An 8593-nucleotide genomic window follows, 5' to 3' on the forward strand; every position below is an offset into this window, starting at 1 on the left:
GCAGTCGCGTACCTGCGCAACACCTGGCGCGCGTTGACCTCGATGGGCACCGCGCTGGTGCTGCTGTGCCTGCTGGCGCTCGGCGCGATACCGGGCGCGTTGCTGCCGCAGCGCAGCCTCAACGCCGGCAAGGTTGACGACTACCTGGCCGCGCATCCGACGATCGGCCCGTGGCTGGACCGGGTGCAGGCCTTCGAGGTGTTCTCCAGCTTCTGGTTCACCGCCATCTACGTGCTGCTATTCGTCTCCCTGGTCGGCTGCCTGACCCCGCGGATGCTCGAGCATGCCCGCAGCCTGCGCGCCACCCCCGTCGCCGCCCCGCGCAACCTGGCCCGGCTGCCCAAGCACGCCACCACGACGCTGACGCTCGCCGACGAGGCCGACCTGAACGCCGTCGCCAACACCGTCGCCGGGCGGCTGCACGGTTGGCGCACCGCGATCCGCCACCCCGGTGACAGCGCGGCCGCCCCCGACACCGTGGAGGTGTCCGCCGAAAAGGGGTACCTGCGGGAGTTCGGCAACATCGTCTTCCACTTCTCGCTGCTGGGCCTGCTGGTCGCGGTGGCCGCCGGCAAGCTGTTCGGCTACGAGGGCAACGTCATCGTCATCGCCGACGGCGGCCCGGGGTTCTGTTCGGCGTCGCCGGCCGCGTTCGACTCGTTCCGCGCCGGCAACACCGTCGACGGCACATCGCTGCATCCAATCTGCGTGCGGGTCAACGATTTTCAGGCGCATTATCTGCCATCCGGGCAGGCCACCTCGTTCGCCGCCGACATCGACTACCAGGACGGCGCCGACCTGGCCGCGGACACGTGGCGGCCCTACCGTCTCGAGGTCAACCACCCGCTGCGGGTCGGCGGCGACCGGGTGTACCTGCAGGGCCACGGCTACGCGCCCAGTTTCACGGTCACCTTCCCCGACGGGCAGCAGCGCACCGCGACCGTGCAGTGGCGACCCGACAACCCGCAGACGCTGCTCTCCTCCGGCGTAATGCGCATCGACCCGCCGGCCGGCAGCTACCCGAGCGCCGCCGAACGTCGCCAACACGAGATCGCGATCCAGGGGCTGCTGGCGCCCACCGAGCAACTCGACGGCACCCTGCTGTCGTCGCGGTTCCCGGCGCTGAACAACCCCGCGGTAGCCATCGACATCTACCGCGGCGACACCGGCCTGGACACCGGGCGCCCGCAGTCGCTGTTCACCCTGGATCACCGGCTGATCGAGCAGGGCCGGCTGACCAAGGAGAAGCGGGTGAACTTGCGCGTCGGCCAACAGGTGCGGCTCGACCAGGGGCCGGCCGCGGGCACCGCCATCCGCTTCGATGGGGCCGTACCGTTCGTCAACCTGCAGGTCTCCCACGACCCCGGGCAGGTCTGGGTGCTGGTCTTCGCGATCACGATGATGGCCGGGCTGCTGGTGTCGCTGCTGGTGCGCCGGCGCCGGATCTGGGTGCGGCTCATCCCGGTCGCCGAAGTCCCCGGTACGGTGAACGTCGAGCTGGGCGGCTTGGCCCGCACCGACAACTCCGGGTGGGGCGACGAGTTCGAAAGGCTCACCGAGCGGTTGGTAGCCGACCTCGGCGAGTCCCCAGCGTCGGCAAGGAGCTCTCAGGTGGACGTCACATGAACACACTGCACGTCAACATCGGCCTGGCGCGTTACTCCGACTGGGCATTCACCTCGGCGGTGGTGGCGCTGGTGGTCGCGCTGCTGCTGCTGGCGTTCGAATTGGCCTACGTCGGCGGGCGGCGGGCAGACAACCGGGCGAAGGTCCTGGCCGGCGGGGTCACCGCCGACAGCCCCACCCCCGGCATCGTCGACGACGGCCCGCGTCGCCCGCTCGACGAACGCGTCGGGCGGGCCGGACTGGCGGTGGCCTACCTCGGCATCGGCCTGCTGTTCAGCTGCCTCGTGCTGCGCGGTTTGGCGACCATGCGGGTGCCGTGGGGCAACATGTACGAGTTCATCAACCTCACCTGCCTGTGCGGCCTGATCGCCGGTGCGGTCGTGCTGCGCCGCCCGCAATTCCGGCCGCTGTGGGTGTTCCTGCTGTTGCCGGTGCTGATCCTGCTGACGGTCTCCGGTCGCTGGCTCTACACCAACGCCGCCCCCGTGATGCCGGCCCTGCAGTCCTACTGGCTGCCCATCCACGTGTCGGTGGTCAGTCTGGGCTCCGGCGTCTTTCTGGTCGCCGGTGTCGCCAGCATCCTGTTCTTGCTGCGCACCTCCGCGCTGGGGGAATCGGCCACCCAATCGGCCACCGAATCCGCCACCGATGGCGTCGAGCGCCCGCTGGCGCGGCTGGTGCGACGGCTGCCTGATGCGCAGACGCTGGATCGCATCGCTTACCGGACCACGATCTTCGCCTTCCCGGTGTTCGGATTCGGGGTGATCTTCGGGGCCATCTGGGCCGAGGAGGCATGGGGCCGGTACTGGGGCTGGGACCCCAAGGAAACGGTGTCGTTCGTCGCGTGGGTGGTTTACGCGGCATACCTGCACGCCCGGTCCACCGCGGGCTGGCGGGACCGCAAGGCCGCCTGGATCAACGTGGTCGGATTCGTGGCGATGGTCTTCAACTTGTTCTTCGTTAACCTGGTCACCGTGGGCCTGCATTCGTACGCCGGCGTGGGCTGACGAGTCGGAATCGACACCGCAACGAGGGGGAATGCACGTGTCTGAGCAAGCCAATAGCGGCGTGGGGGCGCCCGAACATCCGACGACGGAGCTGTCGCCCCAGGAGCCCGCGCCACACGCCGGCGATGCCGCCAACCCCGGCGCCGACGCGCCGACGCGAGCCTTTGCCGGGTTCCGGACCGAACGCCGGGGACCCGCCGCCGAGCGGCGAGAGGTCCCCCCCGCCGCGCCGCCGCCGGCCGGGATGCCGCCCTGGGATTCCACGCCGGTGACCGGGATCCCGCGCGTCGACCCCACCGCCTACGGGGCCTACTACAACGGCCGGGCCGAGGCCGCGCCCCAAGCGCCCCAAGCCCCGCACACCCCGTACCGCCCCGACCACCTGCCGCACACGCCGTACCCGGAGCTGTCCACGGGCATGCTGCTGCGGCCGATCAAGCCGCCGCCGTCGGAAGGCTGGCGCCGGTTGATCTATGTGCTGTCCGGCCGCACCATCAACCTCGGCGAAAGCCCACGCGCCGCCCGGCAGAACAACCTGGTGGCGCAGGTTAACCGCCCGCTGCGCGGCTCCTACCGGGTAGCGGTGATCTCGCTGAAGGGCGGCGTCGGCAAGACCACCATCGCGGCCGCGCTGGGCGCCACGTTCGCCGCCATCCGCGGCGACCGGGTGGTGGCCGTCGACGCCAACCCGGATCGCGGCACGCTGAGCCAGAAGATCCCGCTCGAGACCGCGGCGACGGTTCGCCAGCTATTACAGGACGCCGGCACCGTCGAGCGGTACAGCGACGTGCGCCGCTACACGTCGAAGGGGCCCAGCGGTCTGGAAGTCCTGGCGTCCGACAGCGATCCGGCGGTCTCGAAGGCGTTCGACGCCGAGGATTACACCCGTGCCCTGGGCATCCTGGAGCGCTATTACGGTCTGGTGATCACCGACTGCGGGCCGGGTTTGCTGCATTCGGCCATGTCGTCGGTGCTGGAGAATGCGGACGCGTTGATCGTGGTGAGTTCGGGCTCGATCGACGGCGCGCGCAGCGCGTCGGCGACGCTGGACTGGCTGGACGCCCACGGCCACGAAGCCCTGGTGCGAAATTCGATCGCCGTCATCAACGCGGTACGCCCGCGCAGCGGCAAGGTCGACATGAACAAGGTCGTCGATCACTTCTCGCGACGGTGCCGCGCGGTGCGGTTGGTGCCGTTCGACGCCCATCTCGATGAGGGCGCCGAGATCCAAGTCGATCAGCTGCGGCGGGAGACCCGGGAGGCCTTCACCGCGCTGGCTGCCGCTGTGGCAGAAGGGTTTCCGGGCGAGCAGCCCAACCTCGGGGTTGGGTAGCCGCGATCAGTACGGGCCGTTGCCGCCGTTTCCCAACCGGCGCAGGAAGTCTGGATCGTCGTCGGGTCCGATGACGCGCGTCTTCGGCCGCTGGGCCTGCGATCGCGCCGCGCGCCAGCCAACGTAGATCAGCGTCCCCAAAACCAGGACGACCACCAGGTAGAGCACTCAACACCTCCTTTGAGCGAATATACTCGCGCCGTACGCTCGTGCTGTGTCAGAAGAGCCGAGCCACAACAGCACTGGGGGCACAGGGGAGCCCGCGGCAGACCGTGCCCGGGAACGCGTCGTGGTTGACGTCTTGCTTTACGCCGCGGCGAGATTGCTGTTGGCGGTGGTACTCACCGCAGTGATTTATCTCGCGGCGCAATTATTGGGGGTCAGCCCGTTTCCGATTGTCGTAGCGGCGTTGTTCGCGTTGATCATCGCGATGCCATTGGGCATCTGGGTGTTCACGCCGCTGCGCCGGCGGGCCACCGCCTCGTTGGCCGTCGCCGGGGAACGGCGTCGCACCGAACGTGAACAGTTGCGGGCCCGGTTGCGTGGCGAGGACGTGGCGGTGCCCCACGACGAGTCCGACCCGCAATGAGTTCAGCCGTTGGGCATCCGCACGACCTGCGCGGCGTAGCTGAGCCCCGCGCCGTAGCCGATCAATAGCGCGAGATCCCCGGGCTGGGACGCCCCGGTGTCCAGCAGTTGCGCCATTGCCAGCGGTATGGATGCCGCGGACGTGTTCCCGGTGTGTTCGATGTCGTTGGCGACGATCGCGTCCGCCCGCAGGTTGAGGTTTTTGGCCAGTACCTCGTTGATGCGTGCGTTGGCCTGATGCGGGATGAACACGTCGATCTGGTCGGACCTGACGCCCGCGGCGTCCATCGCCTGGCGTCCGACCTTGCCCATCTCGAATGCCGCCCACCGGAACACCGCGCTGCCCTCCAGCCGCAAAAACGGGCGCGGGCCGGTCGGGTTCTCGGTGTAGGCGATCCAGTCGATGTCTTGGCGGATGGCCAACGCCTGCTCGCCGTCGCTGCCCCAGACCGTGGGCCCGACCCCTTGTTCGGCCGCCTCGCCGACCACGACCGCCGCGGCGCCGTCGGCGAAGATGAAGCAGTTGCTGCGGTCGAGCATGTCCACGGTCGGGGACAGTTTCTCCGAACCGATCACCAGCATCTTGGCGACGCTGCCGCCGCGAATCATGTCGGCGGCGACGCCGACCGCGTAACCGAAGCCGGCGCAGCCGGCCGAGATGTCGAAGGCCGGCACGCCGGCGGCGCCCAGGGCCGACGCGACCGTGGGTGCGCTGGCGGGGGTCTGCAGAAATTGGGTGCTGGTGGCCACGATCACACCATCGATGTCGCCGGCCGACAGTTCCGCGCGTTCCAGCGCCCGACGGCTGGCCTCGATGGCCATGGACGCGACGGATTCCTCGGCGGCGGCGAATCGGCGCGTCTTGATGCCGGTGCGGCTGTAGATCCACTCATCGGAGGAGTCGATGTTTTGGCACAGTTCCTCGTTGGTGACCACCCGCTCGGGCCGGTAGGCACCGACGCTGAGCAGTCCGATGTTGGTGGGCCCGCTGGTAGCGGCGGCGATCTGCTGCATTGCGCTCCTCGCTCGGTGTCATCCAGGTCGGGATGTAAGGGCGGTCACATCCGACGCTAACGCTTGTTGTCACGAATCGCGGAGGACTTGGCGAACGAGGGTGGCGAACGAGCTTCGCGGTCCGCGTGCATGCAGGGCGACGACGCGCCGACCGGGCCCGCCCACGGCGCACACCGAACGCCGGGGCCGCACACCGAAAAGGCCGTCAGCGCGCCAGCGTCAGCGCCGCCGCCTCCGCGACCGCCCACACCAGCATCGTCAGGCCGGTGTCGCGCAGCACCGGGATCAGTTCGGGACCGCCGCGGCCGGACCGCACCGGCCGGGCGGCGCGCACGGCCAACGGGGTGGCGATCAGCCCGGCCGCGCACCACGGCGTGGCCAGCATCAGTACCAGCGTCAGAACCCCGGCGGTGGCCAGCAGGGCCTGGTAGAACAGCCGGGTGCGGGCGTCGCCGAGACGGACCGCGAGCGTGATCTTGTGCGCCTGCGCATCGGTCGGGATGTCACGCAGGTTGTTGGCGACCAGGACCGACGACGACAGCGCGCCCGTGGCCACCGCCAGCGCCAAACCCACCCAGTCCACCCGCAGCGCCTGGGTGTACTGCGTGCCCAGCACGGCCACCAGGCCGAAGAACACGAACACCGCGACCTCGCCGAAACCGGCGTAGCCGTAGGGTCGCGATCCGCCGGTGTACAGCCACGCGCCGGCGAGGCAAACCACCCCGACCGCGATCAGCCACGGTGCGGACAGCAGCGCCAGCGCCAGACCCGACACCGCGCCGACGGCCAGCGCGCACACTGCGGCGGTGAGCACCGACCGCGGCGTGGCTAGCCGCGAGCCGACCAGCCGCGCCGGCCCGCTCCGGACGTCGTCGGTGCCCCGAACGCCGTCGGAGTAGTCGTTGGCATAGTTGACGCCGACGGTCAGCGCGAGCGCGACGGCCAACGCCAGCAAGGCTTTCCACCACAGGGCGCAATGCAGCCACGCCGCGGCGCCGGTGCCCGCCACCACCGGCGCGACCGCGTTGGGCAGCGTCCGCGGGCGGGCACCGGAGATCCACTGCGCAAAACTGGCCACCAGGGCATCCTGCCCTATGCACCACAATGACGAGGGAAAGGACCGGTGCAGATGCTCGCGGTGATCGGCGGTAGTGGCTTCTACGCGTTCTTCGATTCCGACGTCCGCGACGTCGCGCTGGACACCCCCTACGGGCCACCTGCCGCTCCGATCACGCTGGGCACCATCGGGGGGCACGAGGTCGCGTTCCTGCCGCGGCACGGCGTCCGGCACGAATACTCGGCGCACACGGTGCCCTACCGCGCCAACATGTGGGCGCTGCGCGCCCTGGGCGTGCGACGGATCTTCGCGCCGTGCGCGGTGGGCAGCCTCAAACCCGCCTACGGGCCGGGCACCGTGGTGGTGCCCGATCAACTCGTGGACCGCACCAGCGGCCGCCCCGACACCTATTTCGATTCCGGCGCCATTCACGTCGACTTCGCCGACCCGTACTGCCCGACGTTGCGGGCGGCGGCCACCGGACTGCCGGACGTCGTCGACGGCGGCACCATGGTCGTGATCCAGGGGCCGCGGTTTTCCACCCGCGCGGAAAGTCAGTGGTTTGCCGCGGCGGGTTTCGCGTTGGTGAACATGACCGGCTACCCGGAGGCTGTGCTGGCTCGTGAACTTGAAATGTGCTATGCAGCAATAGCTTTGGTGACCGACCTGGATGCCGGTGTGCGCGCCGGGGAGGGGGTGAAGACGGTGGACGTGCTGATGCAATTCGAGAAGAACATCGAGCCGTTCAAGAAGCTGGTGCGCGACGCGATCGGCCGGGTCGCCGCCGAGCGTGATTGCACACACTGCCTGGCGCACACCGGGGTCACGCTGCCGATCGAGCTGCCATGAGGGTGCTTTTGACCGGCGCGGCCGGCTTCATCGGCTCGCGCGTGGATGCGACGCTGCGCGCGGCCGGTCACGAGGTGATCGGTGTCGACATGTTACTGCCGGCGGCGCACGGTCCGAAATCGGTGCTGCCGAGGGGATGTCGGCGGGTCGACATCCGCGACGGGGAAGCGCTGGCGCCACTGCTGGACGGTGTCGATGTGGTGTGTCACCAGGCCGCGATGGTAGGCGCCGGGGTCGACGCGGCCGACGCCCCGGCCTACGGCGGCCACAACGACTACGGCACCACGGTGTTGCTGGCGCAGATGTTCGCCGCCGGGGTGCAACGACTGGTGCTGGCGTCCTCGATGGTGGTTTACGGGCAGGGCCGATATCACTGTCCCGCACACGGATTGGTGGACCCGCTGCCGCGGCGGCGGGCCGACCTGGATGCCGGGGCGTTCGAACATCGGTGCCCGCTGGGCGGCGAGCAGCTGTCCTGGCGGCTGGTCGACGAGGACGCCGCGCTGCGCCCGCGCAGCCTGTATGCGGCCAGCAAGACGGCCCAGGAGCACTACGCGTTGGCCTGGTCGGAGTCGGCGGGCGGCTCGGTGGTGGCGTTGCGCTACCACAATGTCTACGGCCCCGGCATGCCGCGCGACACCCCGTACTCCGGGGTGGCGGCGATCTTTCGCTCGTCGCTGGAAAAGGGGGAGCCGCCAAGGGTTTTCGAGGACGGCGGCCAGATGCGCGATTTCGTCCACGTCGACGATGTCGCCGTCGCGAACCTGGCGGCCGTCGCGCACTTGGCGGCGGACGGGACCGGTTTCACCGCGGTCAACGTCTGCTCGGGGCGACCCATCTCCATCCTCGACGTGGCCACCGCCCTGTGCGAGGCGCGCGATCGGTCGCTGTCTCCGGTGATCACCGGGCAGTATCGCAGCGGCGACGTGCGGCATATCGTTGCCGACCCGGCCCGCGCGGCCAAGGTGCTGGGCTTCCGCGCGGCGATCGATCCGCGCGACGGCTTACGGGATTTCGCGTTCGCCCCGCTGCGTTAGTGGGACTAGTGTTGTGAGTCGTTAATTCGCTTGCAGTAATTTGCGATGGATTCGAGGATTTGGTCGGCGGTCTTGGTCCAGA

9 protein-coding genes are annotated in these 8593 nt (G+C 69.5%); 6 read left to right on the forward strand and 3 right to left on the reverse strand.

The features are described from left to right. The first annotated feature begins 42 nt into the window (after window positions 1-42). The 3 genes from AWC25_RS24260 to AWC25_RS24270 are packed head-to-tail and all read left to right on the forward strand — an operon-like array spanning window position 43 to window position 3966. On the forward strand, window positions 43-1626 hold the full coding sequence (locus AWC25_RS24260) for a cytochrome c biogenesis protein ResB (RefSeq protein ID WP_085168011.1): 1584 nt from the start codon (window positions 43-45) through the stop codon (window positions 1624-1626). Next, entirely contained in the window at window positions 1623-2633 is a 1011-nt protein-coding gene (gene ccsB, locus AWC25_RS24265; RefSeq protein WP_085168001.1) for a c-type cytochrome biogenesis protein CcsB, read from the forward strand. Before AWC25_RS24260 ends, ccsB begins: the two co-directional genes overlap by 4 nt. A gap of 31 nt (window positions 2634-2664) precedes the next feature. Continuing rightward, a complete protein-coding gene (locus tag AWC25_RS24270; RefSeq protein WP_069399639.1) occupies window positions 2665-3966 on the forward strand; it encodes a MinD/ParA family ATP-binding protein in 1302 nt (433 codons plus the stop codon). Window positions 3967-3972: 6 nt separating this feature from the next. Here AWC25_RS24270 and AWC25_RS26725 read toward each other — a convergent pair whose 3' ends face one another. Next, the gene (locus AWC25_RS26725; RefSeq protein ID WP_142279034.1) at window positions 3973-4134 is read right to left on the reverse strand and encodes a hypothetical protein; all 162 of its coding nucleotides are present in this window, start codon (window positions 4132-4134) and stop codon (window positions 3973-3975) included. A 46-nt stretch (window positions 4135-4180) separates the two neighbouring features. Here AWC25_RS26725 and AWC25_RS24275 point away from each other — a divergent pair, with 46 nt between their 5' ends. After that, window positions 4181-4555: a DUF4229 domain-containing protein gene (locus AWC25_RS24275; protein WP_069399638.1), complete on the forward strand. Its 375-nt coding sequence runs from the start codon at window positions 4181-4183 to the stop codon at window positions 4553-4555. Window positions 4556-4557: 2 nt separating this feature from the next. On the opposite strand, the gene fabH is transcribed toward AWC25_RS24275, so the two are convergent. Further along, window positions 4558-5568 (reverse strand): beta-ketoacyl-ACP synthase III, encoded by a 1011-nt coding sequence (gene fabH, locus AWC25_RS24280; protein ID WP_085168003.1) that lies wholly within the window; start codon window positions 5566-5568, stop codon window positions 4558-4560. 205 nt (window positions 5569-5773) lie between these two features. After that, a complete protein-coding gene (locus AWC25_RS24285) occupies window positions 5774-6646 on the reverse strand; it encodes a 1,4-dihydroxy-2-naphthoate polyprenyltransferase (RefSeq protein ID WP_069399636.1) in 873 nt (290 codons plus the stop codon). A 51-nt stretch (window positions 6647-6697) separates the two neighbouring features. Between AWC25_RS24285 and AWC25_RS24290 the strand changes: the two genes are divergently transcribed. Both AWC25_RS24290 and AWC25_RS24295 read left to right on the forward strand, forming a co-directional pair. Continuing rightward, window positions 6698-7474 (forward strand): S-methyl-5'-thioadenosine phosphorylase, encoded by a 777-nt coding sequence (locus AWC25_RS24290; RefSeq protein ID WP_085168013.1) that lies wholly within the window; start codon window positions 6698-6700, stop codon window positions 7472-7474. Next, window positions 7471-8511, forward strand: a complete 1041-nt coding sequence (locus AWC25_RS24295) for an NAD-dependent epimerase/dehydratase family protein (RefSeq protein ID WP_069399635.1) — start codon at window positions 7471-7473, stop codon at window positions 8509-8511. The genes AWC25_RS24290 and AWC25_RS24295 overlap by 4 nt, the downstream gene beginning before the upstream one ends. The last annotated feature ends 82 nt before the right edge of the window (window positions 8512-8593 follow it).

It is taken from the genome of Mycobacterium sherrisii (assembly GCF_002102355.1).
Lineage (GTDB): Bacteria > Actinomycetota > Actinomycetes > Mycobacteriales > Mycobacteriaceae > Mycobacterium > Mycobacterium sherrisii.

What these genes read in the sequence shown, in the direction of transcription:
- AWC25_RS24260 (WP_085168011.1), top strand. Translation starts at nt 43, where the DNA reads ATGGGCACCGCGCTGGTGCTGCTGTGCCTGCTGGCGCTCGGCGCGATA.
- ccsB (WP_085168001.1), top strand. Translation starts at nt 1,623, where the DNA reads ATGAACACACTGCACGTCAACATCGGCCTGGCGCGTTACTCCGACTGG.
- AWC25_RS24270 (WP_069399639.1), top strand. Translation starts at nt 2,665, where the DNA reads ATGCACGTGTCTGAGCAAGCCAATAGCGGCGTGGGGGCGCCCGAACAT.
- fabH (WP_085168003.1), bottom strand. Translation starts at nt 5,568, where the DNA reads ATGCAGCAGATCGCCGCCGCTACCAGCGGGCCCACCAACATCGGACTG.
- AWC25_RS24290 (WP_085168013.1), top strand. Translation starts at nt 6,698, where the DNA reads ATGCTCGCGGTGATCGGCGGTAGTGGCTTCTACGCGTTCTTCGATTCC.
- AWC25_RS24295 (WP_069399635.1), top strand. Translation starts at nt 7,471, where the DNA reads ATGAGGGTGCTTTTGACCGGCGCGGCCGGCTTCATCGGCTCGCGCGTG.